Annotated in this window: 29 protein-coding genes and 2 pseudogenes; 13 read left to right on the forward strand and 18 right to left on the reverse strand. The window is 60.5% G+C overall.

What is annotated here, in order from left to right; all coding sequences use genetic code 11:
• Positions 1-88: 88 nt before the first annotated feature.
• On the reverse strand, positions 89-274 hold the full coding sequence (locus BM300_RS07690) for a hypothetical protein (protein ID WP_033046215.1): 186 nt from the start codon (positions 272-274) through the stop codon (positions 89-91).
• A 368-nt stretch (positions 275-642) separates the two neighbouring features.
• Here BM300_RS07690 and BM300_RS07695 point away from each other — a divergent pair, with 368 nt between their 5' ends.
• Positions 643-942 (forward strand): DUF3077 domain-containing protein, encoded by a 300-nt coding sequence (locus tag BM300_RS07695; RefSeq protein WP_092148664.1) that lies wholly within the window; start codon positions 643-645, stop codon positions 940-942.
• A 116-nt stretch (positions 943-1,058) separates the two neighbouring features.
• On the opposite strand, the gene BM300_RS07700 is transcribed toward BM300_RS07695, so the two are convergent.
• Positions 1,059-1,535, reverse strand: a complete 477-nt coding sequence (locus BM300_RS07700) for an Lrp/AsnC family transcriptional regulator (protein WP_092148668.1) — start codon at positions 1,533-1,535, stop codon at positions 1,059-1,061.
• A 145-nt stretch (positions 1,536-1,680) separates the two neighbouring features.
• Between BM300_RS07700 and BM300_RS07705 the strand changes: the two genes are divergently transcribed.
• The 5 genes and pseudogenes from BM300_RS07705 to BM300_RS07725 all read left to right on the forward strand — a co-directional run bounded on the left by BM300_RS07705 (position 1,681) and on the right by BM300_RS07725 (position 3,794).
• Positions 1,681-2,310 (forward strand): LysE family translocator, encoded by a 630-nt coding sequence (locus BM300_RS07705; RefSeq protein WP_092347039.1) that lies wholly within the window; start codon positions 1,681-1,683, stop codon positions 2,308-2,310.
• 101 nt (positions 2,311-2,411) lie between these two features.
• Positions 2,412-2,537: pseudogene (locus tag BM300_RS07710) on the forward strand (type II toxin-antitoxin system HigB family toxin); the annotation flags it as partial.
• A complete protein-coding gene (locus BM300_RS07715; protein WP_063325151.1) occupies positions 2,537-2,896 on the forward strand; it encodes a helix-turn-helix domain-containing protein in 360 nt (119 codons plus the stop codon). The pseudogene BM300_RS07710 and the gene BM300_RS07715, both read left to right, overlap by 1 nt.
• A gap of 285 nt (positions 2,897-3,181) precedes the next feature.
• Positions 3,182-3,343 (forward strand): annotated as a pseudogene (locus BM300_RS07720) (type II toxin-antitoxin system HicA family toxin); the annotation flags it as partial.
• A gap of 40 nt (positions 3,344-3,383) precedes the next feature.
• Positions 3,384-3,794, forward strand: coding sequence for a type II toxin-antitoxin system HicB family antitoxin (locus BM300_RS07725; protein WP_092148680.1), 411 nt, complete (start codon positions 3,384-3,386; stop codon positions 3,792-3,794).
• A gap of 66 nt (positions 3,795-3,860) precedes the next feature.
• Here BM300_RS07725 and BM300_RS31025 read toward each other — a convergent pair whose 3' ends face one another.
• Positions 3,861-4,007 carry a hypothetical protein gene (locus BM300_RS31025; protein WP_170862029.1) on the reverse strand — a complete coding sequence of 49 codons (147 nt, stop codon included), beginning with the start codon at positions 4,005-4,007 and terminating at the stop codon, positions 3,861-3,863.
• Positions 4,008-4,183: 176 nt separating this feature from the next.
• On the opposite strand from BM300_RS31025, the gene BM300_RS07730 reads away from it, so the two are divergent.
• Entirely contained in the window at positions 4,184-4,588 is a 405-nt protein-coding gene (locus BM300_RS07730) for a low affinity iron permease family protein (RefSeq protein WP_092148683.1), read from the forward strand.
• Between the two features lie 48 nt (positions 4,589-4,636).
• On the opposite strand, the gene BM300_RS07735 is transcribed toward BM300_RS07730, so the two are convergent.
• The 3 genes from BM300_RS07735 to BM300_RS07745 all read right to left on the reverse strand — a co-directional run bounded on the left by BM300_RS07735 (position 4,637) and on the right by BM300_RS07745 (position 7,803).
• The gene (locus BM300_RS07735) at positions 4,637-5,545 is read right to left on the reverse strand and encodes an SDR family oxidoreductase (RefSeq protein WP_092224918.1); all 909 of its coding nucleotides are present in this window, start codon (positions 5,543-5,545) and stop codon (positions 4,637-4,639) included.
• 79 nt (positions 5,546-5,624) lie between these two features.
• Complete coding sequence (locus BM300_RS07740; protein WP_063322561.1) at positions 5,625-6,128, reverse strand: DUF4142 domain-containing protein; 504 nt, start codon at positions 6,126-6,128, stop codon at positions 5,625-5,627.
• Between the two features lie 325 nt (positions 6,129-6,453).
• Complete coding sequence (locus BM300_RS07745) at positions 6,454-7,803, reverse strand: sensor domain-containing protein (RefSeq protein WP_092148689.1); 1,350 nt, start codon at positions 7,801-7,803, stop codon at positions 6,454-6,456.
• Positions 7,804-8,051: 248 nt separating this feature from the next.
• Here BM300_RS07745 and BM300_RS07750 point away from each other — a divergent pair, with 248 nt between their 5' ends.
• Both BM300_RS07750 and BM300_RS07755 read left to right on the forward strand, forming a co-directional pair.
• Positions 8,052-8,291, forward strand: a complete 240-nt coding sequence (locus tag BM300_RS07750) for a CopG family ribbon-helix-helix protein (RefSeq protein WP_063322563.1) — start codon at positions 8,052-8,054, stop codon at positions 8,289-8,291.
• Complete coding sequence (locus tag BM300_RS07755) at positions 8,281-8,565, forward strand: type II toxin-antitoxin system RelE/ParE family toxin (RefSeq protein ID WP_092347033.1); 285 nt, start codon at positions 8,281-8,283, stop codon at positions 8,563-8,565. The genes BM300_RS07750 and BM300_RS07755 overlap by 11 nt, the downstream gene beginning before the upstream one ends.
• A gap of 29 nt (positions 8,566-8,594) precedes the next feature.
• On the opposite strand, the gene fos is transcribed toward BM300_RS07755, so the two are convergent.
• On the reverse strand, positions 8,595-9,008 hold the full coding sequence (fos, locus tag BM300_RS07760; RefSeq protein ID WP_092347030.1) for a fosfomycin resistance glutathione transferase: 414 nt from the start codon (positions 9,006-9,008) through the stop codon (positions 8,595-8,597).
• 257 nt (positions 9,009-9,265) lie between these two features.
• Between fos and BM300_RS07765 the strand changes: the two genes are divergently transcribed.
• Both BM300_RS07765 and BM300_RS07770 read left to right on the forward strand, forming a co-directional pair.
• Positions 9,266-10,501, forward strand: coding sequence for an aminotransferase class I/II-fold pyridoxal phosphate-dependent enzyme (locus BM300_RS07765; protein WP_063322565.1), 1,236 nt, complete (start codon positions 9,266-9,268; stop codon positions 10,499-10,501).
• 13 nt (positions 10,502-10,514) lie between these two features.
• Positions 10,515-11,678: an MFS transporter gene (locus BM300_RS07770; RefSeq protein ID WP_092347027.1), complete on the forward strand. Its 1,164-nt coding sequence runs from the start codon at positions 10,515-10,517 to the stop codon at positions 11,676-11,678.
• A 140-nt stretch (positions 11,679-11,818) separates the two neighbouring features.
• On the opposite strand, the gene yiaY is transcribed toward BM300_RS07770, so the two are convergent.
• Positions 11,819-12,967, reverse strand: a complete 1,149-nt coding sequence (yiaY, locus tag BM300_RS07775) for an L-threonine dehydrogenase (RefSeq protein ID WP_063322567.1) — start codon at positions 12,965-12,967, stop codon at positions 11,819-11,821.
• A gap of 140 nt (positions 12,968-13,107) precedes the next feature.
• Between yiaY and BM300_RS07780 the strand changes: the two genes are divergently transcribed.
• Positions 13,108-14,127, forward strand: coding sequence for a DUF4917 family protein (locus BM300_RS07780; RefSeq protein WP_092148701.1), 1,020 nt, complete (start codon positions 13,108-13,110; stop codon positions 14,125-14,127).
• Positions 14,128-14,200: 73 nt separating this feature from the next.
• Here the strand turns inward: BM300_RS07780 and BM300_RS07785 are convergent, their stop codons facing one another.
• From BM300_RS07785 to BM300_RS07810, 6 genes are all read right to left on the reverse strand, one after another.
• On the reverse strand, positions 14,201-14,545 hold the full coding sequence (locus BM300_RS07785; RefSeq protein ID WP_057449704.1) for a YegP family protein: 345 nt from the start codon (positions 14,543-14,545) through the stop codon (positions 14,201-14,203).
• A gap of 81 nt (positions 14,546-14,626) precedes the next feature.
• The gene (locus tag BM300_RS07790) at positions 14,627-15,208 is read right to left on the reverse strand and encodes a DJ-1/PfpI family protein (RefSeq protein ID WP_092462456.1); all 582 of its coding nucleotides are present in this window, start codon (positions 15,206-15,208) and stop codon (positions 14,627-14,629) included.
• Positions 15,209-15,337: 129 nt separating this feature from the next.
• Positions 15,338-16,555: a class I SAM-dependent methyltransferase gene (locus BM300_RS07795; protein WP_092224926.1), complete on the reverse strand. Its 1,218-nt coding sequence runs from the start codon at positions 16,553-16,555 to the stop codon at positions 15,338-15,340.
• 294 nt (positions 16,556-16,849) lie between these two features.
• The gene (locus BM300_RS07800) at positions 16,850-17,467 is read right to left on the reverse strand and encodes a TPM domain-containing protein (protein WP_092148707.1); all 618 of its coding nucleotides are present in this window, start codon (positions 17,465-17,467) and stop codon (positions 16,850-16,852) included.
• Positions 17,468-17,495: 28 nt separating this feature from the next.
• Positions 17,496-18,251, reverse strand: a complete 756-nt coding sequence (locus BM300_RS07805; RefSeq protein ID WP_092224938.1) for a TPM domain-containing protein — start codon at positions 18,249-18,251, stop codon at positions 17,496-17,498.
• A 68-nt stretch (positions 18,252-18,319) separates the two neighbouring features.
• Positions 18,320-18,928 carry a LemA family protein gene (locus BM300_RS07810; RefSeq protein ID WP_003198691.1) on the reverse strand — a complete coding sequence of 203 codons (609 nt, stop codon included), beginning with the start codon at positions 18,926-18,928 and terminating at the stop codon, positions 18,320-18,322.
• 252 nt (positions 18,929-19,180) lie between these two features.
• Here BM300_RS07810 and bglX point away from each other — a divergent pair, with 252 nt between their 5' ends.
• Positions 19,181-21,472 (forward strand): beta-glucosidase BglX, encoded by a 2,292-nt coding sequence (gene bglX / locus BM300_RS07815; protein WP_092148710.1) that lies wholly within the window; start codon positions 19,181-19,183, stop codon positions 21,470-21,472.
• A 116-nt stretch (positions 21,473-21,588) separates the two neighbouring features.
• Here the strand turns inward: bglX and BM300_RS07820 are convergent, their stop codons facing one another.
• From BM300_RS07820 to BM300_RS07835, 4 genes are all read right to left on the reverse strand, one after another.
• A complete protein-coding gene (locus tag BM300_RS07820) occupies positions 21,589-22,746 on the reverse strand; it encodes a phospholipase D-like domain-containing protein (RefSeq protein WP_092148713.1) in 1,158 nt (385 codons plus the stop codon).
• Between the two features lies 1 nt (position 22,747).
• Entirely contained in the window at positions 22,748-23,338 is a 591-nt protein-coding gene (locus tag BM300_RS07825) for a YceI family protein (RefSeq protein WP_063322575.1), read from the reverse strand.
• A gap of 248 nt (positions 23,339-23,586) precedes the next feature.
• Positions 23,587-23,895 (reverse strand): amidase, encoded by a 309-nt coding sequence (locus BM300_RS07830; RefSeq protein ID WP_092224930.1) that lies wholly within the window; start codon positions 23,893-23,895, stop codon positions 23,587-23,589.
• The gene (locus BM300_RS07835) at positions 23,892-24,983 is read right to left on the reverse strand and encodes a serine hydrolase domain-containing protein (RefSeq protein WP_092462458.1); all 1,092 of its coding nucleotides are present in this window, start codon (positions 24,981-24,983) and stop codon (positions 23,892-23,894) included. Before BM300_RS07835 ends, BM300_RS07830 begins: the two co-directional genes overlap by 4 nt.
• Positions 24,984-25,010: the final 27 nt, after the last annotated feature.

A 25,010-nucleotide genomic window follows, 5' to 3' on the forward strand; every position in this document is an offset into this window, starting at 1 on the left:
CGAGAAAGCACCCTCTTGCAAGCCGAAGACGCCTTGAGCCGGCTACCGCCACGGCATCGCCGAAAAAAGGTATCTCAGCGATAGAGCATCAAACATGCTTAGCGACAAAAGCGACGACGACAAACACGGTCAGAGCGAACGCTGCACCGATGCTGAACGGCAACCACGTAACGCGGAATGTGGTCGGGGCCGGGCGCCTCATTTCTTCTGCCAAAGCCTCTACCTCTCGATGCAATTGCTCAATGCTTGCTTGATGACTTCGATGTGTGGACATGTCATTTCTCCTCCGAGGTCGCGGGGCCCTGTCTGTCCATCAACAGCATCTGATCCCTGGGTCTGGAGAATCAGCGCAATTAAAATATCGTATGGCTACCATGAAGATTTGTAGGCAAAATCCGAAAACTGCGTAGGGGGTGCGCTTACCTTACTTTTTGGCGAGTTTTCGCCTTGTCGCCCTTGTCCTTCGATGGCTACTCTCCAGACGTCGCTGCAAATCAGCGATCGGGCTTGGGAACCCGTGAGTCATGCAACCGCGCTTCACGGGAGCTAGACAATGCGTACCTCGCAGCAAAACAGATCATTTTTAAACCAGCCAAATCTCAGGCCTCGAATTTACTGCTTCTCGATCAACGGAGGCAGACCATGAACGAAAACACTGAGCTCAAAACCATCGGCTACACCCCCTTCAACTATTCCGCTGATCGAGCACTGTTCCGAGTCAACGGCGGCGTCCCTATCCAAGAGGCATTGGAACGGGCGTCGGATCTTTTGCATCTCGCCCACCGGCTTGCCGAAGACGCGGCGTTTGAGAAGAGCACCGACCGCTACGCCTGGGCTGCGCATTTTTTGTTGGAGATGAGCAAGGCAGTAATTGATGACGTTGTGAAAGTCATTACGCCTAGATCGGAAGTTGAAGTTAGAAAAAAAGCCGAGAAACAATAGATAGACCGTACGTTTGAGAATGGGAGCCGCAAGACTCCCACCTAACGACAAACCAAAAAGCCCCGGCGGTTTTTCGCAGCGGGGCTTTTTGTATCTTGGCTGCCTACTTGTGTTGCTCAGCCCCCAGGCAAATGCCCCAACGGCAACGCCCCCGGCGTCTTCACCGTATGAATCGCAAAATTGCTCCGGATGTCACTCACCCCCGGCAACTTCAGCAACCGCCCGGTGAGGAACCGGTCGTAGGCCCGCAGATCCGGCACCACCACTTGCAACAGAAAATCCGATTCGCCTGAGACCAGGAACGCCGAGATCACCTCCGGCAACGCCGTGACCGCCTGGCGAAACGCTTCGGCTTGTTCGTCGTTGTGTCGTTCGACCTTCACGCCGACAAAGATCGTCAGCCCGAGGCCCACTTCGTCGCGATCCAGAATGGCTTGATAACCACGAATCACACCGGCGTCTTCGAGCATCCGCACGCGGCGCAGGCAGGGTGACGGGGACAGGCCAATTTCTTCGGCCAGTTGCACATTGCTCAGACGACCATCGCGTTGCAGCGCGGCGAGGATTTTGCGGTCGAAGGCATCCAGTTTCATGAATTGGCATTTCCCGATTGAATAACACGAGTACATGGCAGGTTATGCCAATTTCCTGAGCTTTAGAAGCTGACTTCGCAACCACCTGCCCTGCCCTTCGGCCCTAGACTGGCACGACCGAATCGTCGATGAAGGGGGATGTGGCATGGCAGAGCTCTGGTTGTTCCTGATGGCCTTGATGGTGGTGTATGTGCTGCCTGGGCCGGACATGATCCTGCTGCTGCAAACCGGTGCCCGCCAGGGCAAGGGCGCGGCGCTGGCGACGGCGGTGGGCCTAGGGGTTGCCCGGGGATGTCATGTCGCGCTGGCCGCATTGGGGCTTTCGGCATTGTTCAAGACCGCGCCCTGGACCTTTGATGCGGTGCGCCTGGCCGGGGCGGCCTATTTGTTATGGATCGGTTTTCAATGCCTGAGGACCACGTTGTTGCCGAGTTTTGAAGGAGCCGGTGTCGAGGCCGGAAAACGGCGTTGGTACCAGGCGATTCGGCGCGGTCTGCTGACCAATCTGCTCAACCCCAAGGCATTGTTGTTTTGCTCGGTGTTGTTGCCGCAATTCATCGATCCACAGGGCGGGCCGGTGCTGGGGCAGTTTGCGGCCCTGGGTGTGATGTTGGTCAGCGTGGGTTTGTTGTTCGATAGCGCCTACGCGCTGGTAGGTGTCGCGCTTGGGCGCTGGCTTCAACGCTCGCCTTCGGCCCAGCGCGTGCAGCAGTGGTTGTTTGGGAGTCTTTTGATTGGGTTTGCAGTGCGGCTGACGTTTGTGCAGCAGGCCTAGTGCCTGTGGATAAGCTGGTCGGACGGACACCTGGAGCGAGGCGAACTGGGCTGAACCCGGGGGCTGCTACGCAGCCCAGCGGGAGCAAGCTCCCTCGCCACGTGGCATTATTCGGCGGTAACAAATACCGAATCATTCTGGCGATCGACTATCAGCGCCAACTCGGTTTTGTCCGGTTCGTCGGAACCCATGCCCAGTACGACCAAATCAATGCGGAGACCGTATGATGAACATCAAACCCATTCGCAACCAAGATGATCTGAATGCAGCCTTTGCGCGCATCGAGCAACTCTGGGGGGCTGACGTCGGTTCGGCTGAAGGCGATGAGCTGGAAATCCTTGCCTTGCTGATCGAAAAATATGAGGACGAGCACTACCCAATGCCGCCTTCCGATCCAATTGAGGCCATCAAATTCCGGATGGATCAGCAAGGCTTGACCGCGCGCGACTTGGAACCGTTCCTCGGTTCGAGCGGGCGTGTATCTGAAGTGCTGAACCGCAAACGCAAACTGAGTCTGGCGATGATTAAACGCCTTCACGATGGATTGCGAATCCCTTACGAGAGCCTTTTGGCGGACGTTGCCTAACACGTGATGGCATCGACCAATCCCACCAACATCTCAAATAGAACCGGTCCATCGTGACCGGTTTTTGAGGTCCTCGTTTTAGTCACTACCACCCTCATCACATCCCGAAATAACTCACTCCCTCTCCCCCGCAGTCCTTACCGGGCGCGGCTTCTACACTTCGAAGCAACCCACTCAGCCACCCGCCAGTGTCGTCGCTGGTGGTTATAGTGTTGATCATTAAATTTCAGTAGGTATAGTACCCACCAAGCACACCACACGGAGGTGTTGTGAAATAGCCGATTCTTGATAAGCCAAATCATTGCAGACGGTTGGTATCTGGTGCGGGTTCGGGGCAGCCACCATCACTTCAAGCACCCGACCAAGCCGGGATTGGTCACGGTTCCTCATCCGAAGAAGGACCTGCTCAAGAAAACGGCCATCAGTATTTTGCAACAGGCGCTGCTTCAGCCGCCCCGTTGCCCTGCGTTCCCGGAGGACGATGAATATGCTTTACCCGATTGCGATTTCCATGGGCGATGACAAGCACGCCTGGGGTGTTGAAGTGCCGGATATTCCCGGATGTTTTTCCGCAGGCGATGACCTGGACGAGGCCATGGCGATGGCGCGTGAGGCCATTGAGGGACACTTCGAGATTTTGGCCGAGGACGGTTCGGCGATTCCGCCAGCCAACACCGTCACCCTGCATGCAGCTAATCCAAAGTATGCCGGCTGCACTTGGGCGCTGGTGGACATCGATGTCACTAAGTACCTGGGCAAGGCGCAGAAACTCAACATCACGTTGCCCGGTTATCTGCTGAATCGCATTGATGAATATGTGTTGCACCATCCTGAAGAGAAGAGCCGGTCAGGGTTCCTCGCTTCTGCCGCTCTCAAGGTATTGCAGCAAGGGCGGTGAACGTTTGTGGGAGCGAGCTCGCTCCCACAGGGGTTTGCAATCGCCCCTCCGATGGCTGCGGGCCGTCTATTTTTTCTCAGCCCCGGACTCCTGCATCTGCACCGAAGACTTGGTGCCGTCGGTGTTGTCCTTGGTCTCGTTATCCGAGTTGTCGAAACAGCCTTGCAGAGTGAACAAGCAGCAGGCAAGGCAAAAAGTGCGGGCGAGATTCATGATGTACTCCAATGCCGAGGGCTTTCAGCAGTGACCTGCGAGAGCGGCAATGGTTGCGACTGTCATCGTGCCGAACGATGAACGTCGACGGATGTTGGGGACTGAAATGTAAGTAGAATCTTCACCGCCTCGTTGCTGTCACACCAGACAGGTGCATCCAATAAGGAAACACGGCAATGACGTTCGCAAAAATCGCTCAAAAACTGGCCCTCTGGGCGGGGAGCCCCAAGACATTCCTGGGGGCCATCGTATTGTTGGCACTGTGGGCAGCCAGCGGACCTTTCTTCGGTTTCAACGACACCTGGCAGTTGATCATCAACACCTCAACCACGATCATTACCTTCCTCATGGTGTTCCTGATTCAGAACACGCAGAACCGCGATACAGACATCTTGCACCTGAAGATCGATGAACTGTTGAGAGCGACCAAGGAGGCACAAAACGCAATGCTCGGACTCGAATCCCTGGACCTCAAGCAACTGGAGGCGCTGAGGAAACACTACCAGGCCATGGGCAACGACGAGGTCAGAAGCCTTGAAGGCCTGGAAGCGAAAAGCAAGATCGACCTGAACCAGTGCTGAGAGATGCGCGAGTGGGTGACATGCCCACTCGCGCGGTTCGGCCAAGCGTCAAGGCAGTGGGTTACCGCCCGTCACGCCAAACACTTCCCCAGTGATGTAGCTCGACTCCTGGGATGCCAGCAATACATAGAGCGGCGCGCATTCGGCCGGTTGGCCTGGACGTTTCATCGGCACCTGCGCGCCAAAGGAAGGAATCTTCTCCTGCGGTTGGCCGCCACTGGGTTGCAGCACGGTCCAAATCGGTCCCGGTGCCACGGCATTGACCCGGATGCCCTTGCTGATGACTTGTCCGGCCAACGCCTTGGTGAACGCCACGATGGCCGCTTTGGTCGTGGCGTAATCCAACAGCGTCGCGGACGGGTCGTAGGATTGGATCGATGCGGTGTTGATGATGGTCGCCCCCGCCGGCATCAGCGGCACCGCTGCCTTGCAGATCCAGAACATCGCATAGATGTTGGTTTTCATGGTGTCGTCGAATTGCGCAGTGGTGATGTCGGCAATGTCTTTTTGCGCTTCCTGCTTGCCGGCAACGTTCACCACAATATCCAGGCCGCCCAATTGCTCGTGGGCACTCTTGACCAATTGCACGCAAAAGGTTTCGTCCTTGAGGTCGCCGGGAATCGCAATCGCCTTGCGGCCTTCGGCTTCGATCAGCTCGATGACTTGCCGCGCATCCCGCTCTTCGCTGGGCAAGTAGTTGATCGCGACATCCGCGCCCTCGCGGGCATAGGCGATGGCGGCGGCACGACCGATGCCTGAGTCACCACCGGTGACCAGGGCCTTGCGCCCTTCCAGACGCCCGAAGCCCTGGTAACTGTTTTCACCATGATCGGGCTTGGGCACCATGTCCTGGTCAATGCCCGGTGGCGACTGCGGCTGGTCGGGAAAGGGTGGGCGCGGATATTGGGTCAGTGGGTTCTGCATCGCGTATTGGTTGGGCTCTCGGCGTGTGGACATCGAGGTTCTCCTTTTCGGCGGGCAAAAACAGCCGGGACGCTGACGCCCCGGTCCTGAATGCAAAAGCAGATGCGGCAGATCAACGGCTGGCTTGCAGCGCCCTGGCCATTTCAAGATGGGTCTGCAATTTAGGCAGGGTTTCATCGGCAAACGCCTTGATCTCCGGCACTTCGGTGGTCTGGGCCTGCTGCTGGATCTGCGCGATGGCCTCCTCGGTGGCCTTGACCTGGGTGGCGGCATACGCAGCCTCGAACGACTCGCCTTCCTTGACCTGCGGCATCAGGGCCTTGGCCTTGTCAGCCACCTCCTCCCGGGGAGCGACAGGCAAGTCGAGCTTCTTGGCGATCTTCGCCAAGTGTTGATTGGCCGTGGTGCGGTCGTTGATCACCATGATGGTGTAGTCCTTGACCTCCCTGGATTCGGCTTTTCCGTGGGCCATGCGACTTGTCTCGATGTCGGCCATGCCTTTGGCGGAAGCATCGTTGATGAATTCGGCAGGCGATTGGGCCCAGGCACTGTTGGCGCCCAGGCCCATCAACACGACAACACTGGTGGTGCGAAAAAAACTGGCCATACGGCTCATGATCGCGCCCTCCTCTGATGAAAGTTCTGGCGGTTTATCCACCGTTGAATCAGAACCAGCCATGAATACAGCGAAACGTGCGACCCGGCTTTCGACGGTTTCTATCGACGCTCGTGATGGTGGTTCTCCCACTTCTGCGACCCGCTTCGGACACCTTCGTTCGATCATGAGCAATGTTTGCCAGATAAATACCGCTTGAAGCGGGCATGGTCCGGCCCCCCCTATTCGTGGATGCAGGGCGCGCAGCCCCCTTCTTATATTCGAATTGGATACGGGTTGAAGGTTTGAGAAAGGTGCTCGTGCCACGACGAACGGTGGCGTGCTTTCAGATGCCGAACGCCCTGTGATTCTGGCGTTTGGCGGCATACATCGCCTCGTCGGCGTGGCGGAACAGGGCAACATCTTCAGTGCCATGGTCGGGGAAACAGGCCACGCCGATGCTCGGTTCGATGCTTAGGCAGTGCCCGTCCAGGCGCAGTGGCTGGGCCAATGCATGGCGGATTTTTTCCTGCACGCGTTGGGCATCCGCCAAGGCCTGGATGCTGTGCAGCAGCACCACGAACTCGTCCCCACCAATACGTGCCACGGTGTCGGTGTCGCGGATACAGCCCTTGAGACGATTGGCCACCGCTTGTAACAGCATGTCGCCAACCCCGTGGCCATAGGTGTCGTTGATCTGCTTGAAACGGTCCAGGTCGATGTACAGCAAGGCCATGCGCCCGGACGCCGCGCGAGCGGTCGCCAATGCACACTTGAACCGTTCACGGAGTAATTCGCGGTTGGGCACCTGGGTCAATTGATCGTACTGAGCCATGTGCTGCAACCGGGCGTGCAACTGCTTGCGCTCGATGGCGACGGTGATCTGTGCGCAGACGTATTGCAGCAGTTCCTTGTCCTGCTCGGTGTAGCGCTCGTTGTGCGGCGCACTCTTGACGATCAGCGCGCCAATCGTACCGCTCTGCGAGTTCAGCGGCACGCCCAGCCAACACGGCGCATCCGGCCGCGCTACAAGGTCATCGAACCCCGGCGGCAAGTCATTACAACCAGGCGTCAGCAGGATCGGCTGGCCGCTGCGAATCACCTCGGCGCACAAACGCCCGGTGACCGTGCCTGGCAACTCGGGCTGCCCTTCCCGATCGTCGACGTGATAGGGGAAGTTCAGCTGCGAACATTGTTCGTCATACAGCGCCACCGAGAAATTCAGCGCCGGCAGCCACTCGCCAATAATCAGGTGGATGCGCTTGAACAGCGCCAGCAGGTCTGCCGCGGCATGGGCCGCCTCGGAAATCGCATACAACGCCGCCTGTCGGGACTCGGCCTGCTTGCGCTCGGTGATGTCTCGGGCCACGGCAATGCGCAGCTGGTCCGCCGGCGACCAGCGCGCCGACCACAGGATGTGCACCACCCGCCCGTCCTTGCGCACGTAGCGGTTCTCGAAATTGAGCTTGGGCTCGCCGTCCATGATCTCCCGCGCCGCCTCAAGGGTCCGCTGGCGGTCGGCGGGATGCACCAGGTCGATCATTAGCTGGCCGATCAGTTCCTGCGGCGTGTAGCCAAAGATCTGTTCGCAGGCAGCACTGACGAACACGAAACGCCCTTGGCCGTCGACGGCACACACGGCGTCCAGCAGAAGATCGATGTAGCTGGCCAGCGGCGCGGAACTTCGAGTGTCCATGGGGCTGGAGGTCATCCGGATAATGCAGCGGTGAGCGAAGCGGGTGATCGTCAGTTCGTGACGCCGATACAACGAGCGAGAACGACTCGCCCCCTGTAGCGATGAGGATAGCGCAGGGGATCAGACTGTAGAGGATGAGCCTCGATATCGGGACGAACATTCACACAAACGATGGAGACCAACGGGACTGGCCACACTTCAAGGACGATGTAGTATGTTGTATTACAAACCACTACAACGAGATCATCATGTCCATCATGTCATTGCGCTTGCCCGATGACGTCGCCGAAACCCTGGCGGTATTGGCCAAGGCTACCGGGCGCAGCAAATCATTCCTGGCCGTCGATGCGCTACGCGAATACCTAGCCCGTGAAGCCTGGCAGATCAAGGAAATCCAAGAAGCCTTGCATGAGGCAGATGCAGGTGACTTCGCGAGTCCCGAGGATGTCAGCACGATTGCCGAAAAATGGATGAACAATGCAGGTTGAGTGGCTGCGTACTGCCCTCAAGAATCTGGACGACGAAGCCGCTTATATTGCGCTGGACAATCCAAAAGCAGCAGCGCACTTCGTCAAGGCAATCCTCATGAGCGTCGAGCAACTTGCTCAATTCCCTGCGTCCGGTCGTGAAGGCCGCCTGGCTGGCACCCGTGAATGGGTTGTCCCCGACCGCCCATACCTGATGCCCTATCGCGTTCGCCACGGACGTGTGCAAATCCTGCGACTGTTCCATACGCGACGATTGCCGCCCAACGCCTGGTAGGTGCAGCCACTCGCTTCAACGCAACCCCGTCACTCCGTAAAAAACGCCATACCGGCATACGGTGCCTGTCGACAAGCCTTCAACCGCGACGCCAGGTCGCCCACATGCACTTCAAGCTTGTGCCCGTCCGGGTCGAGAAAGTAGAACGAATCACCCTCGCTGCGGTTGTCGCGCCATGATGACACCTGGGCCGCGTTCAGCCGCGCCACCAGTTCCGGGAAATCCTCGGCAGTGATGCTGAAAGCGTAATGGGTGTAGTCCGCCGCCGGCTGGGGCCGGCGCAATGGGTCGAAAGCCAGGCACAACCACAAACCCGGCAGCGACAAATAGGCCCCGCGGTCCCACTTGGCTTCGAGACGCAGCTGTAATAGCTCGCCATAAAAACCCACGCTGCGATCCAGGTCGGTGACGGCAAGGGTCAGATGATTGAAGCCTGAGAGCATCAGCAAACCACCTTCAGAAAAGAGTGATAACCCAGTGGGCGTGGGGCGAACCCAGGGTACTTCCAAGCTCCGACATCGCCGACGGATTCCCCGTCCAAGGCCCTAGGCAAAGTCCTACGCAGAACTCTCCAGTGACACTCAAACACGCCAGAAACAGCCGATTCAAAGCCCTGCACAACAATCTGTAAAGTCTGGAAACACACCGCTATCGAAACACCCCACGGACAGCACCATTCACCAAGGAATGTAATCGCACCATGAACCAGACCGCTCAAGCACCCCATCACTTCACCCACTACCGCAAGGTGATTTCCCTGGCAGACCAGAACTGGCAGGGCACCGAGGCCGGAAAGGTCTCAGGGCTGAATGTCGAGGTCAAGACACCCAATGTGCTGGTCGACCAATACGGTCGTACCTTTCATCATTTCTGTACCACGTCCTACCTGGGCCTGGACTATCACCCCGCATTGCTGGACGGCGCCATGACGGCCCTGTGGGAAACCGGGACCCTGCGGGTCGCCAACTCAAGGAATCGCTGCAAACTGGCGATCCTGGACCAGTACGAAACCCAATTGTCGGAGCTGTTTGGCGCCAGTTGCCTCAGTGCCCTGTCGTGCAGTGCGGCAAGCGCCGGAATCCTGCCGCTGCTGGCCAGCGGTGCATTCACCAACCATTGTTCGCCGGTCATGGTGTTTGACAAACATGCCCATTACTCGATGAACCACAGCAAGGCCGCCTGTGCCGATGAAACCCAGGTCGTCACGTGCCCGCACAACGACATGGACTTCATCGAAGACCTGTGCAAACGCCAGCGCTGCGTGGCGTACGTGGCCGACAGCGCCTACAGCATGGGCGGATTGGCGGACCTGGACAGCCTGATGTATCTCAAGCAACGCTATGGCCTGTTTCTTTATCTGGATGACTCCCACGCGCTGTCTGCGGTCGGGGAGTCCGGCGCAGGCCTGGTCCGTTCGCGCGTCCCGGCCGTGGATGAACGCACCCTGATCGTTGCGTCCTTGGCCAAGTCATTCGGGGCCAGTGGCGGGATGGTCATGTTTGGTAGCGAGCGGCACAAAGCGCTGGTGCAGCGTTACGGTGGGCCGAGCAATTGGTCCCAGAGCCTGAACGCAGCGGCCATCGGCGCCGGTATGGCGTCGATACGCCTGCACCGCAGTCGAGAATTCAGCGCCCTGCAGGAACGTTTGCAAGCTAATATCCGCTTCTTCGACAGCCTCGTGCGCACTGAACAGCGTGGCAATCCCATGGCAATCCGCATGGTGCCCTGCGGTGAAGCAGCCCTGGCCAACAGCCTGGCCGTCGAACTGGCCGAACTGGGGTATTTCACTTCAGCGGTCTTTTTTCCCGTGGTGCCGCAAGGCAAAGCCGCCATACGCATCACCCTGCGCGCCGACATGGAGCCGAACGTGATTCGCTCGTTTTGCGAAAAGATCACCGAACTGCTGCTGACCCACGGGCGTGACATCCGCCCTTGAGACAGGACGCTCGATGAAGAACCGTACAACCCTGATCGTCACTTGCACTACCGTTTTCCTGGCCCAGCTGGGCATGAGCATCTACTTGCCGGCCCTGCCCGATATCGCCCGGGACCTGGGCGCCGATGCGTCCCGGGTTTCCTGGGGCTTGTCGGTGTACCTGATCGGCATGGCGCTGCCCATGTTGCTGTGGGGCAGCCTGAGCCAACGGCTGGGGCGCAAGCCGGTCTTGCTGGCGGCCTTGGGGTTGTACGGCTTGGGCAACCTGGCCCTGCCGCTGGGCACAACCGTGGAGGCGTTCCTGACGCTCAGGTTGATCCAGGGCATCGGTGCCAGCGGTATCTCGGTGATGGCGCGGGTACTGATTCGGGACAGTTTCAGCGGCGACCTGTTGGCCAAGGCACTGTCATGGATATCGATCGCCTTTGTGATTGCCCTCGGTATCGGCCAGTACCTGGGCTCGCTGATCCAGGCCGTTTTCGGCTGGGAGGCGATTTTCCTAGGCTTGGGCGCCGTCAGCCTGGCCATGGCAGCGGCGGTGTCCCGGGCCAGGTTCCCGATGCTGGTGCAAACCGGCAACGGGCAATCGGCGTGGGGCATCTACGGGCACATCCTGCGACAACCCGCGTTCCTGCTGCCGGCCTTGGCCGGTGGGCTGGGTTACGGCGTGATCGTCGCCTTCAACACCGCCGCGCCACTGATCCTGCAGGAGAGCTTCCACTGGTCACCCATTGAATACGGCCTGCTGGGCTGGCCGGTCAGTGCGGCGTACTTGCTTGGGGCGCTGGTGGTGAATGCTTTTGTATTGCGTACCGGTCAACGGCGAATGATGGGCTGGGGCATTGCCCTGGTGCTGGGCGGGAGTATGAGCATGCTGGCAGGCAGCCTCACCTTGAGCAGTATTGCGCTGCTCTTCTGGCTGCCGTATTGCTTCGCGGTGTTTGGCCAGTCGTTGATCTACCCCATCAGCCTGTCCCTGGCCAACGAAGGCTCACCGGTGGCCGGCGCCTATGCCATGGCGTTGAGTGGGTTCCTGCACCAACTGATGGCCTCGGTGATCGGTGCCATGGCCAGCCTGTTGTTGAGCCAACAGGCCTGGCCGCTGGCGGCGTTATGCGCACTGTTGGGGGCGGCGGCGATGCTCTGTGTGAAGTTCGTGCCACCCCGGGTCGCTTAGGCTTTGTACGAAAAGTGCCTGCGCGACGATCATGCTGCGTTGAAAACAGGCTCGGAATGCTCATTGACAACCAGTCAACTCCGCTTCCTCGCCTGTTTTCGCCTTGCCTGATCGCCGCTCGGCGACTTTTCATACAAAGCCTAGAACGCGCTGCGGAAAATCTCTTCGATCTGCCGCTGGTCCGCCGCCCGTGGGTTGGTCAGGCCGCAGGCGTCTTTCAAGGCGTTGGCGGCCAGCACCGGTACGTCGTTGAGGCGTACGCCCAGGTCACGCAAACCGGCCGGAATGTCCACGTCAAGGGCCAGTTTGCGGATCGCCGCAATGGCGTCCCGGGCTCCCTCTTCCGGGCTGAAACCGCGTGTATCGGCGCCCATGGCATGGGCCACGTCGGTCAGCCGAACGGCGCATACCGAAGCATTGAAGCTCTGCACATGAGGCAACAGCACCGCGTTGCATACACCATGAGGCAGGTCGTAGAAGCCACCCAACTGGTGCGCCATCGCGTGCACGAAACCCAGCGATGCATTGTTGAACGCCATCCCCGCGAGAAACTGCGCGTAGGCCATGTTCTCCCGCGCGGTCAGGTCATTGCCGTCACGCACGGCCAGGCGCAGGTTGTTGCTGATCAGGGTGATGGCCTTCAGGGCGCAGGCATCGGTGATGGGGGTAGCGGCGGTGGAGACATAAGCCTCGATCGCGTGGGTCAGTGCATCCATGCCGGTGGCGGCCGTCAGGCCCTTGGGCATCGCCACCATCAGCGCCGGGTCGTTCACCGACATCAATGGGGTGACATTGCGATCGACAATCGCCATTTTCACGTGGCGTGTCTCGTCGGTGATGATGCAAAAACGGGTCATTTCGCTGGCGGTGCCCGCCGTGGTGTTGATGGCGATCAGCGGCAGCTGCGGCTTGCTCGAACGGTCGACGCCTTCATAGTCACGAATCTGCCCGCCGTTGGTCGCACACAGGGCAATGCCCTTGGCGCAGTCGTGGGGCGAACCGCCACCCAGCGACACGACGAAATCACACTGGCTCTCCTTCAGCAGCCCCAGCCCGAGCTCGACGTTGGCGATGCTTGGGTTGGGCTTGGCGCCGTCGAAAATGACCGAGTCGACGTCCTGTATCGCCAACAATTCGGCCACCTTGGTGGCGACGCCGGCCTTGGCCAGCCCCACGTCGGTGACGATCAGGGCTTTGCGAAAGCCGTAGTTGCGGATAGCGGTCATCGCTTCATCGAGGCAGCCCAGCCCCATGATGTTCACGGCGGGAATGAAAAAAGTGCTGCTCATGGGGTCACGCTCCTGGTTGAGGCCGGATCGGCAGGGCTTACAGAATGACCGACTAGTCATGACGCATCTTGATCTGGCTCAAGACTGGGTCGTGATAAAGTCGCGCCCTGCCTTTGCCACGTTTTGAGATGATCCTTGCGATGACCGATTTCCAGGAATACGACACCCGGCTCGAAGACTGGGAGGCCTTGCGCGCCGACACCGCCTTCAGCGGCCTGTTGGTGGGCAATGGGGCCAGCCGCGCAGTGTGGGATGATTTCGGCTATGACTCGCTGTTCGAAAATGCCCGCACCGTCGAGGAGAAACCCCTGAGCCCGTCGGAGCTGAGCGTGTTCGATGCGATGCAGACGCGCAGTTTCGAGCAGGTACTCGCTGCGCTTAAAACCACCAGTCGGGTCAACAAGGCCCTGGCCGTCAGCTCCGCCGCGCCGCGCAATCGCTATTACGCGATCAAGGAAGCACTGATCAACACTGTGCATGCGGTGCACATCCCATGGCGCCTGGTGCAACCCTCGACCCTGGCGACGCTCAACCAGGAGCTGAGCCGCTACCGCACGGTGTTCACCACCAACTACGACCTGCTCAACCATTGGGCGATCCAGCAGGCGCCCGAGAGCATCAGCGACCTGTTCTTCGGCGATGATCACAATTTCGACCTGAGCCAGGCGACCACCGACAAACCACGCCTGTTGTACCTGCACGGCGGCCTGCACCTGGTGCGCAACCAGGACGGCACGGCGCGCAAGCTCACCTCCACCGAAGGCACCTTGCTGGGCAGTTTCGCCATCAACAACACGATCAAGACCCTCGACGACGTGCCGTTGTTCGTCAACGAAGGCCCAAGCCAGGACAAGCTCAAGACCATCCGCAGCAGCGATTACCTGTCGTTCTGCTACGACCAGTTGCTGCAGCACGGCGACAACCTGTGCCTGTTCGGCCATGCCCTGGGCGAGCAGGACAAGCACATCGTGCAAGCCCTGCGCCTGGCCGCACCGAAGACCGTGGCGATTTCGATCTATCCCCGTAGCCAGGCGTTCATCCAGCATCAGAAGCGGCATTACGCCAAGGTGTTCCAGGGGCTGGAGGTGCAATTGCGCTTCTTCGATGCAAAGAGCCACCCGCTGGGCGATCCGAAGCTGTCGGTGCCGGTGGAGGTTTAACCAGAGCTGGCATGACCTGGAAACCCGACTTCAGTGAATGGTGGCGAGGGAGCTCGCTGCCACAGGGATGAATTCAAAGCGCCGCCACGGTCTTGTCCTTGATCACCGTCGTCGGTCCGTTGGCCTTGACGCTGGCAATGCCTTTGTCCCGGGCCGCATCCGATGAATAAGCTTCACTGCTGCCAATCACTTCATGGTTGGCCGCTTTGAGGTTGAAGTACGGATGGCCGTCCTTGGTGTTCTTGAGTTCATAGCGCTCGGCCAACGGACTGTTTTTCTGCACCGAAGCAATGCCACCATCGACACCGCTGCGGGTGGTGTACAGCTCACTGGTCAGAATCGTTTCGGCGTTGGCCGCTTTGAGTACAAACCGAAACTGGCCGCTGCTGCTTTTGCTGATTTCGTACCATCCGGACATGATTTTTCTCCTGGCAATGAAGACATGCCCCGAGAGTAAAGACCCGCCGCGCTTGCCCTGCCAGTCCGCTGTGCAGCGTTATTACAATGTGATGGCCGTGCCCAGCAGCGTCAGGAAACCCGCCAGCCAGCTCGGGTGCGCAGGCCAGGCCGGTGCAGTGGCGAGGTTGCCCTGGACATGGCCTTGGGACACGGGAATGTCGATATAGGTCCCGCCCGCCAGTCGGACTTCCGGAGCACACGCCGGATAGGCGCTGCATTCACGCCCTTCGAGAATGCCCGCCGCCGCCAGCAATTGCGCACCGTGGCACACCGCGGCAATCGGCTTGCCCGCCAGATCGAAATCGCGCACCAGTTGCAGGACGGTTTCATTCAGGCGCAGGTATTCCGGCGCTCGTCCCCCCGGCACCAACAGCGCGTCGTAGTCGGCGGCCTGGACGTTGGCGAAGTCATGGTTGAGGGCAAACAAGTGCCCCGGTTTTTCACTGTAGGTCTGGTCGCCTTCGAAATCGTGGATCGCCGTGCGCACCGTCTGCCCGGCGGTTTTGTCCGGGCACACGGCGTGCACGGTGTGGCCAATCATCTGCAGGGCCTGGAACGGCACCATGACTTCATAATCTTCGACGTAATCGCCGACCAGCATGAGGATTTTCTTGGCGGCCATGGGAAGGGCTCCTTTGGGGGGCTGCGTGGGTGGTTAACGCATTAAAGGTAGCCCGCTACGTCAATAGATGAGGGATAAGCGCCGATTACCTGACGGGATGCACCTCGCTCCCACAGGATGTCAGTGATGTCAGGCGAGGTATCCATCCGCTCGCAGCAGCGTTTCGAGGCAATGCTCGGTAACGTGGTAGAAAGCCTTGAGCTCCTGGATCTTGGCCAGCAGCTCGGTGGGGTCCGCCGGTTCGGCGCGTTTGACCGCGAGGATCATCTTGTTCTTGTTGGTGTGCTCAAGGGAGATGAACTCGAAGACCTTGGTCTCGTAGCCGCACGCTTCCAGGAACAGCGCCCGCAAGCTGTCGGTGACCATTTCCGCCTGCTGGCCAAGGTGCAGGCCATATTGCAGCATTGGCTTGAGCAAGGCCGGGCTCTGGATCTGCAGGCGGATCTGCTTGTGGCAGCACGGCGAGCACATGATGATCGAGGCGCCCGAGCGAATGCCCATGTGGATCGCGTAGTCGGTGGCGATGTCGCAGGCATGCAAGGCGATCATCACGTCCACCGCGCTCGGCGCCACGCTGCGCACGTCGCCGTGCTGGAAGCTCAGGCCCGGGTGTTCCAGGCGCGCGGCGGCTTCGTTGCACAGCTTGACCATGTCTTCGCGCAGCTCGACACCGGTCACCACGCCTTCGGCCTGCAAGGTGTTGCGCAGGTAATCGTGGATGGCGAACGTCAGGTAGCCTTTGCCCGAGCCGAAATCCGAGACCCGCACCGGTTTGTCCAGGGCCAGCGGCGAAGACGTCAGTGCATGGCTGAAGACCTCGATGAACTTGTTGATCTGCTTCCACTTGCGCGACATCGCCGGAATCAGCTCGTGCTTGTGGTTGGTCACGCCCAGGTCGGCCAAAAATGGTCGGTTCAGGTCGAGGAAGCGATTTTTCTCACGGTTGTGCTCGGCAGATGGCACTTCCCGCAGTTGCTGGGGCTTGCTCTTGAACAACGAGCTCTTGCCCTTCTTGCTGTACTCCAGCTGCGCCTCGTCGGTGACCGCCAGCAAATGTGCGTTCTTGAACGATGCCGGCAACAGCCCGGCAATGGTTTCCACCCCTTCGGCTACAGGGAAATTCTTGGTGATATCGCGGGTCTTGTAGCGGTAGACGAAGGACAGGCACGGCTGGTCCTTGACCGTCAGTTGCTTGATGATCAGCCGTTGGAGGTCCGCTTCGTCCCCTACGTACTTGGCCAGCACCAGTTTGATGAACGCATTCTGTTCGAGACTGGTTTTCAGCAACTCGATGAACTGGGCGTGGTGATCCGGCGCGTGATGGGCGGGGGTTGCAGTGGCGGACATGAACAAACGGCCTCGGGGCGGGCGAATCGGAGAATGGCGGGTATTTTAGGGGGGATGGGGTGCGAGGGCACGGAGAATTTCCCGGACGGTGCGAATTCGGCTAATGCCCCCTCCGCGATGACCAACGTTGTTGCAAGCAGCGGGGTTCATGTGGCGAGGGAGCTTGCTCCCGCTCGGCTGCGAAGCAGTCGCCTGGAAAAGTTGATGTCCGACAGAGAACCGATGGGGACCGCTTCGCGGTCCAACGGGAGCAAGCTCCCTCGCCACACAAGCGCTCTTGCCATGACCGAAGTTTTAGCCCAGCACCACCAACCTATTCGGCAGTTCATTGCGCTCCTGGGTCACCGGCACGTGCTCCTTGAGCAATTCGCCGCAAGCTTCGATGCAGGTCACGAAACCCTGCAACGTCTGCCCCTGGCGAACCTGCTGGGTGAACGCTGCGACGATGGCATCCCAGCATGTGTTGTCCAGGCGCTTGGAAATGCCTTCGTCCACCAGGATTTCCACGTACCGCTCAGCCTCGCAGACAAAGATCAGCATCCCTGTGCTGCCCACGGTGTGGTGCAGGTTCTGCTCGAGGAATTGCCGGCGCGCCAGGTTGGAGGCCCGCCAGTGACGCACGGAACGGGGGATCAGATGCGTGGTGATCCTGGGGATGCGAAACACCAGGCACAACACAATGAAACTGACCCACTGCACCAGCAACAGGCTGTGCATCGTCAGCCAGCCGGAAAGGTAATGGACCACGCCGGGCACCACCAGGGCCAGCAGGCTGGCCCATAACAGCGGGATATAGGCGTAGTCGTCGGCGCGGGCGGCCAGCACCGTGACCAGTTCAGCGTCGGTATGCCGCTCGACCCGGGCGATGGCCTCGGCGACCTTGCGTTGTTCGTGTTCAGTCAGTAATGCCATGGTTAGAAATGCCTGCTCATTATTATTGTCACCAGCCGCCCGACGAACCGCCGCCCCCGAAACTGCCACCGCCACCACTGAAGCCCCCGCCGCCCCCGCCGCCGAAGCCTCCACCGGATCCGCCCGAACGGCTGGAGCCACCACTCCCGGTCGGCAGGATACCGAGCATCTGGCAGACCAATATCGTCAAAATAAACAGTATCACCAGGAAGATGAACAGCCCGGGATGGCGCTCGACAAAATCGCCCTGCTCCTGCTGCCCGTCCGCACTGTACGCCGGCGCCGGCTCGTCCAGCGGGCTGCCGCCCAGCACCACCAGCATCGCCGCGACGCCGTCGCTGATGCCTTTGTTGAAGTTGCCGGTCTTGAAAGCCGGGGTGATCACCTGGTTGATGATCACCGAACTCTGCGCGTCGGTCAGGCGATCCTCCAGGCCGTAGCCCACCTCGATGCGCAGTTTACGGTCATCCCGGGCGACGATCAGCAGTGCGCCGTTGTTTTTATCCTTCTGCCCGATGCCCCAGTGGCGCCCCAGTTGATAACCGAAGTCTTCGATGCTGCTGCCTTGCAAGTCCGCCAGCGTGACCACCACCACCTGTTCGCCGGTGGCCTGTTCATGGGCCTTGAGCTGCGCTTCCAGTTGCGCGCTCACCGACGGTTCGAGCATCTGGGCGGCGTCCACCACCCGCCCGGTCAATGCCGGAAACTTCAGCTCGGCCTGGGCCGTGATGGCAAACACCCAGAGCAACAGCACAAAGGCGCAGCTGCGAGCGGCTAGCTTCATGCCGTAAGCAAAAGCAGTGCGCAGGACCTGTGCTTGCGGCTTGTAGCTTGGAGCCTGTAGCTGCTCCATCAAAACTTCACTTCCGGCGCTTTCTCGGCATTGGGGCTGGTGGCCTCGAAGGTTTCGCGGATCGGCAGGTCGCTGTACATCACGCTGTGCCACAGGCGCCCCGGGAATGTGCGGATTTCGGTGTTGTACTTCTGCACGGCCAGGATGAAGTCGCGGCGGGCCACGGCGATGCGGTTCTCGGTGCCTTCGAGCTGCGATTGCAACGCCAGGAAATTCTGGTTGGCCTTGAGGTCCGGGTAACGCTCGGACACCACCATCAGCCGGCTCAACGCGCCGGTCAACTGGTCCTGGGCCTGCTGGAACTGCTTGAGTTTTTCCGGGTTGTCCAGGGTGCTGGCGTCGACCTGGATCGACGTGGCCTTGGCCCGCGCTTCAATCACCGCAGTCAGGGTTTCCTGCTCGTGCTGGGCGTAGCCCTTGACGGTTTCCACCAGGTTGGGAATCAGGTCGGCGCGGCGCTGGTACTGGTTCTGCACCTGGCCCCAAGCGGCCTTGGCCTGTTCGTCCAGGGTCGGGATGTTATTGATGCCGCAACCGGCCAGTAACGTGGTGAGCAGCATCAGGGCCAGCATCGGCAAGCTGCGAAGGTGGTTCAGTCGTGGATTCATCGGGTGGAGCTCTCCCTTGCATGACATTGGAAAAACACGGCCACCTATCTCACCGGCACCTGGGGCATAATCTGCCGCCGCACTGGATTGAAACGGGTCGATGGGCTAAAAGATGCGCAGTGCGAAACTAAGTTCAGCCCAATGGGTTCGAAAGTGTGCTGCATTTAACTGAACAACAATAGCCGCTCCTTATATTTTGGCCGACCGGCGTGGCCTGATCACCGCCCTTTTAGGCTTGCGAGAAAATTATTCATGAAGAAGCTGTGTTTGCTGGGCCTGTTTGTCAGTCTGGCCAGTCAATCCGTATTAGCCGACAACCTGCCAGCCCCCATAGAGAACAAGGATGCGTTCATCAGCAACCTGATGAAGCAGATGACCCTCGAAGAGAAGATCGGCCAATTGCGCCTGATCAGCATCGGCCCGGAAATGCCCCGGGAGATGATTCGCAAGGAAATCGCCGCCGGCAACATCGGCGGTACGTTCAACTCCATTACGCGCGATGAAAACCGTCCGATGCAGGACGCGGCCATGCGCAGCCGGTTGAAGATCCCGATGTTCTTCGCCTATGACGTGATCCACGGCCACCGCACGATTTTCCCGATCCCCCTGGCCCTGGCCTCGAGCTGGGACATGGACGCGATCTACCACTCCGGCCGCATCGCCGCCCAGGAAGCTGCAGCGGACAGCCTGGACATCACCTTCGCGCCGATGGTCGATATTTCCCGTGACCCACGCTGGGGCCGCACCTCCGAAGGTTTCGGCGAGGACACCTACCTGGTGTCGCGCATCGCCGGGGTGATGGTCAAGGCTTTCCAGGGCAACGGCGCCAACGCAGCCGACAGCATCATGGCCAGCGTCAAGCACTTCGCCCTGTACGGCGCGGTGGAAGGCGGCCGGGACTACAACACCGTGGACATGAGCCCGCTGAAAATGTACCAGGACTACCTGCCACCCTACCGCGCCGCCATCGACGCGGGTGCCGGTGGGGTGATGGTCGCGCTGAACTCCATCAACGGCGTGCCGGCGACCGCCAACACCTGGCTGATGAACGACCTGCTGCGCAAGGAGTGGGGTTTCAAGGGCCTGGCGGTCAGTGACCACGGCGCCATTTTCGAACTGATCAAGCACGGCGTCGCCAAGGACGGTCGCGAAGCGGCAAAACTGGCGATCAAGGCCGGCATCGACATGAGCATGAACGATTCGCTCTATGGCAAGGAACTGCCAGGGTTGCTCAAGGCCGGTGAAATCGAGCAGAGCGACATCGACAACGCCGTACGGGAAGTGCTCGCGGCCAAATACGACATGGGCCTGTTCAAGGACCCGTACCTGCGCATCGGCAAGGCCGAGGACGACCCGGCCGACACCTACGCCGAAAGCCGCATGCACCGCGCCGACGCCCGTGACGTGGCGCGCCGCAGCCTGGTCCTGCTGGAAAACCGCAACCAGACCCTGCCCCTGAAGAAGACCGCGAAGATCGCCCTGGTCGGTCCGTTGGCCAAGGCACCGATCGATATGATGGGCAGTTGGGCCGCCGCCGGGCGTCCTGCGCAATCGGTCACCCTGTTCGATGGCATGACCCGCGCCCTGGGCGCTGACTCGAAGCTGATCTACGCCCGTGGCGCCAACATCACCGGCGACAAGAAGGTGCTCGACTACCTGAACTTCCTCAACTTCGATGCCCCGGAAGTGGTAGACGACCCGCGTCCGGCCCAGGTGCTGATCGACGAAGCGGTAAAAGCCGCCAAGGATGCCGATGTGGTGGTGGCCGCCGTAGGCGAGTCCCGTGGCATGTCCCATGAATCGTCGAGCCGTACCGAGCTGAACATTCCTGCCAGCCAACGCGAGCTGATCAAGGCCCTGAAGGCCACCGGCAAGCCGCTGGTGCTGGTGCTGATGAATGGCCGTCCGCTGTCGTTGCTGGAAGAAAAGCAGCAGGCCGATGCGATCCTGGAAACCTGGTTCAGCGGCACCGAAGGCGGTAACGCCATCGCGGACGTGCTGTTCGGTGACTACAACCCATCGGGCAAACTGCCCATCACCTTCCCACGCTCGGTGGGGCAGATTCCGACCTACTACAACCACTTGAGCATCGGTCGGCCATTCACGCCGGGCAAGCCGGGCAACTACACCTCGCAGTATTTCGATGACACCACCGGCCCGCTCTATCCGTTCGGCTACGGCTTGAGCTACACCGAGTTCAGCCTGTCGGACATGGCCCTGTCGTCGACCACGCTGAACAAGACCGGCAAGCTCGATGCCAGCGTGACATTGGAAAACACCGGCAAGCGTGACGGCGAAACGGTGGTGCAGCTGTACATCCAGGACGTGACCGGCTCGATCATTCGCCCGGTGAAGGAACTGAAGAACTTCCGCAAGGTGATGCTCAAGGCCGGCGAGAAGAAAGTCATCCACTTCACCATCACCGAGGACGACCTGAAATTCTTCAACGCCCAACTCAAGTACGCGGCTGAACCGGGCAAGTTCAACGTACAGATCGGCCTGGATTCCCAGGACGTGAAGCAGCAGAGTTTTGAGTTGCTCTGACCTTCAGAACAGGAGCGAGCTTGCTCGTGATGGCGTCAGATCAGCCGCATCGACATTGGCTGACACTCCGCTATCGCGAGCAAGCTCGCTCCCACAGTTGTATCTGGGGGTTCGGGCTAGCCGCGTCGATCCAAAAGGTTCACCACCACCCGATCCACCAAGCCCCACACCCGCTGCTTGAAGCGCTTCCACAGCGGCCGACGCTGCCAGGCGTCGAGGCTGACTTGCAGGCTCTGGGCGAAGTCCCGCTCGAAACTGGCGGCCACTGCACTGCTGAGCCTGGAGTCCAAGGCTTCGAGGTTGGCTTCCAGGTTGAAGCGCAGGTTCCAGTGATCGAAGTTGCAGGAGCCGATGCTGACCCAGTCGTCCACCAGCACCATCTTCAGGTGCAGGAAACACGGCTGGTATTCAAAAATCTGCACGCCGGCCTTGAGCAATCGCGGGTAGTAACGGTGCCCGGCGTAGCGCACGGACGGGTGATCGGTGCGCGGGCCGGTCAGCAGCAGGCGCACGTCAATGCCGCGGGCGGCGGCCTTGCGCAAGGAGCGGCGCACGTTCCAGGTCGGCAGGAAATACGGCGTCGCCATCCAGATGCGCTTCTGGCCGCTGTTCAATGCCCGCGACAGCGACTGCAGGATGTCGCGATGCTGGCGGGCGTCGGCATACGCCACCCGCCCCATGCCCTCGCCCACCGGCGGTACGCGCGGCAGGCGCGGCAAGCCGAAGTTGGACGCCGGTTTCCACGCTCGCCGATGGCGGTTGGCGAGCCACTGGCGGTCGAACAGCAACTGCCAGTCGAGCACCAGCGGGCCGACGATTTCCACCATCACTTCGTGCCACTCACTGCGGTCGTCGAGGGGGTTCCAGAATTCATCGGTCACCCCGGTACCACCGACCACGGCCAGGCGTTGGTCCACCAACAGCAGCTTGCGGTGATCCCGGTAAAGGTTGCGCACCCAGCGGCGCCAGCTCAGGCGATTGTAGAAACGCAACTCCACCCCAGCCTCGGTCAGACGCTTGCGCAGGGCCAGGGTGAACGCCAGGCTGCCATAGTCATCGAACAGGCACCGCACGCGAACGCCACGCTCGGCGGCCTGCACCAGCGCCTGAACCATCGCCTCGGCGCAAGCGCCCGCTTCCACCAGATAGAGCTCCAGCTCGACCTGTTCCTGGGCTCGAGCGATTTCCACCAGCATGCGCGGGAAGAACTGCGGGCCATCGATCAACAGCTCGAAGCGATTGCCTTCACGCCAGGGAAAAACCGCGCCGCTCATGTCAGCGCGCCGTGAAAATCAGCACCGCATTCACCGGCACCGAGAGGCTAATGGCCGACAACCCGGCCAGGTTTCGCAGCTTTTCCAGCCCCGGCGCCAGATCGAAATCCGCCGCGTTGAGCACCACCGGTTCCAGGGTCACCACTTGGAAGCGGCGCTCATCCAGGCGCGTCGCCAGCAGTTCGACGTTGTATTCGTGCTGCTTACCGTGCAGGTTCACCGTCAGCGGCAGGCGCAATTCCAACTGCGCACCGTTGGCCAGGTCCTGGATCGGCGCCAGGTCGATCTTGGCGGTGACAGTGGCGTCGGCAAATTGCTTGATCTCGAACAGCTCGGCCCGCATGCGCTCATCGCGCAGGGGAATGCCGCTGTTGATGGATTCCAGCTCCACTTCCAGGCGTGCCAAGCCCTCGGGCTGGACCTGACCGTGCAGCACCAGGAACCGCTGGACCTCGGAGACGTTGCCATTTTTACTGCTGATAAACGACAGCCGCGACGACTCGCCGTCCAGGTACCAGTCGGCCTGGGCTGGCAACGCGGCGCCGGCCAGCAGCAAGCTGACGGCAGCGTGAGGGAAAAACCGCTTGAACATACACACTCGCAGGGCACATAAACCTGTGGCGAACCTTAACCGCGCCGAGGGCGCTTGCAAACTGTCTGTTTCAACAACTTCCAGAAACACACAAGTTCCTGTGGCGAGGGGATTTATCCCCGTTGGGCCGCGCAGCGGCCCTATAGCTGACGATGAGGCCTATCAGACGGACCGCATCGCCTGTTTGGGGTTGCTGCGCAACCCAACGGGGATAAATCCCCTCGCCACAGGTTCGCGCCGTTCTCGAGTTACTCCAACCGACACCCCATCCGCGCGCCAACCCACCGCGCACTGTGGCTACGTCCCAACCCGCTGACGGTAATGCGTTTCGCTTCAGCGGTTTCGAGAAAGTCGCTGATGGGCACCGACTGCTTCACATAGCCACGGCAATAGTCCGCCGGTTGCTCCATCACATAGCGGCACGAGCAGTACTCCTTGGCGGTGTAGGCGCTGATGATGTCGGGGAAGGCCCGCAATGCCACCCGCTCCAGCCAGACCCAACCGAGCAGGACAATGAGTAGCACCGACAGCAAGGTAAGCAGGATCTTGCGCTTCATGGCTGCCCTCTCCCGACAAACGCCGCCATGGCGCGCTTGAGCAGTTCGTTATGGCGATAGCTGCCGTCGCGGTCGTCGCCGTAGCGCACGATCACCAGTTTGGCGCTGGGGATGACGTACAGCGCCTGGCCCCAATGACCCAGCGCGGCAAAGGTATCCGGCGGCGCATCGGGCCAAGGATGGATGGCCGGATCGGTGGCGCGGTTGAGCCACCAATGCCCGCCGGGTACGGCTTCGTCCTGGCCGGCCTGGAAGTGGGCGAAAGGTTCGCGATTGAAGGCGACCCACTCTGTGGGGACCAGTTGCCGTTCGCCCCAGCGACCGTCCCGTTGCATCAGCAACCCGACACGCGCCAGGTCCCGCGCCGTGAGGTAGGCATAGGACGAACCGACGAACGTGCCGCTGGCGTCGGTTTCCCAGGTGGCGTGGCGGATGCCCAGGGGCTCGAACAAGGCCGTCCAGGGATAGTCGGGGTAGCGCGCCGGGCCGACGATGGTTTTCAAGGCCGCCGCCAGCACGTTGCTGTCACCGCTGGAATAACGGAACGCCCGCCCCGGCGGGCTGGCGCTTTCATGCTGCGCAGTGAACGCCGCCATGTCACGACGCCCCCGGGTATACAGCATGGCCACCACCGAGGAGTTGAGCGGCGCGTATTCATAGTCTTCCTGCCAATCCAGGCCCGAGGCCCAGTGGAAAAGATCGGCCAGGGTCAGGCCCGGGTGCCGGCTCAGTGGCGGGTAGTACTTGGCTGCCGGATCATCCAGGGCAAAGCGCTTTTCCCTGTAGGCCACGCCAAACACCGTCGCCATCAGGCTCTTGCTGATGGACCAGGTCAGGTGCGCAGTCTTGGCAGTGGTCGGTCCGGCGTAGCGTTCGTAGACCAGCCGACCGTCCTGGATCACCAGCAGCGCGTCGGTGCGGATGCCTTCGCGGCTGGCATCGTCCCGGGGTGGGAAGGCGTATTGTTCCAGGGCTTCAATGGTCGGGCCGCTGAGGGTCGGGCCGGTTGACCACTGCTCACCGGGCCAGTCTTCGGCGTGGGCGCTCAGGGTGAGCAGCAGCGGGATCAGGAACCAGCCTTTGGACATGCTTTGGGCTCGCAGGGTTGAACCTTC

The sequence above is a fragment of the Pseudomonas sp. NFACC46-3 genome (genome assembly GCF_900114515.1).
In the GTDB taxonomy this organism is placed as follows: Bacteria; Pseudomonadota; Gammaproteobacteria; order Pseudomonadales; family Pseudomonadaceae; genus Aquipseudomonas; species Aquipseudomonas fluorescens_Q.

Coding starts and splice junctions, on each gene's coding strand:
- BM300_RS07740 (WP_063322561.1), bottom strand. CDS start 6,128: ATGAGCCGTATGGCCAGTTTTTTTCGCACCACCAGTGTTGTCGTGTTG.
- BM300_RS07735 (WP_092224918.1), bottom strand. CDS start 5,545: ATGTCCACACGCCGAGAGCCCAACCAATACGCGATGCAGAACCCACTG.
- BM300_RS07705 (WP_092347039.1), top strand. CDS start 1,681: ATGGCAGAGCTCTGGTTGTTCCTGATGGCCTTGATGGTGGTGTATGTG.
- yiaY (WP_063322567.1), bottom strand. CDS start 12,967: ATGAGCAGCACTTTTTTCATTCCCGCCGTGAACATCATGGGGCTGGGC.
- BM300_RS07765 (WP_063322565.1), top strand. CDS start 9,266: ATGAACCAGACCGCTCAAGCACCCCATCACTTCACCCACTACCGCAAG.
- BM300_RS07825 (WP_063322575.1), bottom strand. CDS start 23,338: ATGTTCAAGCGGTTTTTCCCTCACGCTGCCGTCAGCTTGCTGCTGGCC.
- BM300_RS07780 (WP_092148701.1), top strand. CDS start 13,108: ATGACCGATTTCCAGGAATACGACACCCGGCTCGAAGACTGGGAGGCC.
- BM300_RS07715 (WP_063325151.1), top strand. CDS start 2,537: ATGAACATCAAACCCATTCGCAACCAAGATGATCTGAATGCAGCCTTT.
- BM300_RS07700 (WP_092148668.1), bottom strand. CDS start 1,535: ATGAAACTGGATGCCTTCGACCGCAAAATCCTCGCCGCGCTGCAACGC.
- BM300_RS07770 (WP_092347027.1), top strand. CDS start 10,515: ATGAAGAACCGTACAACCCTGATCGTCACTTGCACTACCGTTTTCCTG.
- bglX (WP_092148710.1), top strand. CDS start 19,181: ATGAAGAAGCTGTGTTTGCTGGGCCTGTTTGTCAGTCTGGCCAGTCAA.
- fos (WP_092347030.1), bottom strand. CDS start 9,008: ATGCTCTCAGGCTTCAATCATCTGACCCTTGCCGTCACCGACCTGGAT.
- BM300_RS07835 (WP_092462458.1), bottom strand. CDS start 24,983: ATGTCCAAAGGCTGGTTCCTGATCCCGCTGCTGCTCACCCTGAGCGCC.
- BM300_RS07800 (WP_092148707.1), bottom strand. CDS start 17,467: ATGGCATTACTGACTGAACACGAACAACGCAAGGTCGCCGAGGCCATC.
- BM300_RS07690 (WP_033046215.1), bottom strand. CDS start 274: ATGTCCACACATCGAAGTCATCAAGCAAGCATTGAGCAATTGCATCGA.
- BM300_RS07810 (WP_003198691.1), bottom strand. CDS start 18,928: ATGAATCCACGACTGAACCACCTTCGCAGCTTGCCGATGCTGGCCCTG.
- BM300_RS07820 (WP_092148713.1), bottom strand. CDS start 22,746: ATGAGCGGCGCGGTTTTTCCCTGGCGTGAAGGCAATCGCTTCGAGCTG.
- BM300_RS07730 (WP_092148683.1), top strand. CDS start 4,184: ATGACGTTCGCAAAAATCGCTCAAAAACTGGCCCTCTGGGCGGGGAGC.
- BM300_RS07805 (WP_092224938.1), bottom strand. CDS start 18,251: ATGAAGCTAGCCGCTCGCAGCTGCGCCTTTGTGCTGTTGCTCTGGGTG.
- BM300_RS07755 (WP_092347033.1), top strand. CDS start 8,281: ATGCAGGTTGAGTGGCTGCGTACTGCCCTCAAGAATCTGGACGACGAA.
- BM300_RS07790 (WP_092462456.1), bottom strand. CDS start 15,208: ATGGCCGCCAAGAAAATCCTCATGCTGGTCGGCGATTACGTCGAAGAT.
- BM300_RS07745 (WP_092148689.1), bottom strand. CDS start 7,803: ATGGACACTCGAAGTTCCGCGCCGCTGGCCAGCTACATCGATCTTCTG.
- BM300_RS07795 (WP_092224926.1), bottom strand. CDS start 16,555: ATGTCCGCCACTGCAACCCCCGCCCATCACGCGCCGGATCACCACGCC.
- BM300_RS31025 (WP_170862029.1), bottom strand. CDS start 4,007: ATGAATCTCGCCCGCACTTTTTGCCTTGCCTGCTGCTTGTTCACTCTG.
- BM300_RS07830 (WP_092224930.1), bottom strand. CDS start 23,895: ATGAAGCGCAAGATCCTGCTTACCTTGCTGTCGGTGCTACTCATTGTC.
- BM300_RS07785 (WP_057449704.1), bottom strand. CDS start 14,545: ATGTCCGGATGGTACGAAATCAGCAAAAGCAGCAGCGGCCAGTTTCGG.
- BM300_RS07750 (WP_063322563.1), top strand. CDS start 8,052: ATGTCCATCATGTCATTGCGCTTGCCCGATGACGTCGCCGAAACCCTG.
- BM300_RS07695 (WP_092148664.1), top strand. CDS start 643: ATGAACGAAAACACTGAGCTCAAAACCATCGGCTACACCCCCTTCAAC.
- BM300_RS07725 (WP_092148680.1), top strand. CDS start 3,384: ATGCTTTACCCGATTGCGATTTCCATGGGCGATGACAAGCACGCCTGG.